Origin of the sequence: Sphingomonas sp. Leaf21, assembly GCF_916858675.1 — a bacterium.
Taxonomy (GTDB): Bacteria; Pseudomonadota; Alphaproteobacteria; order Sphingomonadales; family Sphingomonadaceae; genus Sphingomonas.
The window spans coordinates 1-671 of record NZ_CAKASM010000056.1; the positions used below are offsets into that span (position 1 = coordinate 1).

A 671-nucleotide genomic window follows, 5' to 3' on the forward strand; every position below is an offset into this window, starting at 1 on the left:
AGAAACGACCAATCGACTTTATGAAGCTCGCGGTTCAGGATCGCCAAGCGAACCCCCTGACCGTATTTTCCCCCGACTGTGGTTGCGGCGTGGCCGCAAATCTGGTCGACGATCCGTTCCAGCACGCCCGCTTCCAGAGCGAGGTCCTTGAAGCCATGACGGAAGCTGTGGAAGACCAACCGGGCGTCGGTGGAGACGTATCGATCGATGACACGGTTGGCGATGCGCGAGGCCTCCTTGGTCCGCTTGCCGAAGCCGTTGGGAACCAGATCGGGGAAAAGTCTAGTGTGTCCGGCCTTCTTCACCGCCTTGATGTAATCCCGAAAGCCCAGTTCGATCAGCATGGCATGGACAGGTACGAGGCGGCGTGACGTTGCCGTCTTGATCGATTTACCGTCATCGCTTGCCTCGGCCGCATAATCGTCGATGTCGATATAGGTGATGGCGCCATCGGCTTTCACATCGGCGATCATGGCTTGGCCGACTTCCTCCAGTCGGGCACCGGTCGTCAGGCCGAGAAGGAATAGCCAGTACAGCGTCATGTCGCTGACCAGACGATCGTGCTTCCACGTCGCGGGGGCGGTGAACAGCGGGCTGGCGAACAGCCGTTGCAACTCCTCTTCCTGAAAGGTCTGGCGAGCGGCGCCGCCGGTCTTGGAATAGCCGAGGAT

The 671-nt window shown here is 59.9% G+C and carries 1 protein-coding gene; it reads right to left on the reverse strand.

Annotation, left to right across the window (positions count from 1 at the left end; translation table 11 throughout):
- Positions 1-671, reverse strand: a 671-nt coding sequence (locus tag LRP66_RS18220; protein WP_230484014.1) for a site-specific integrase, incomplete at both ends; no start/stop codon positions are given.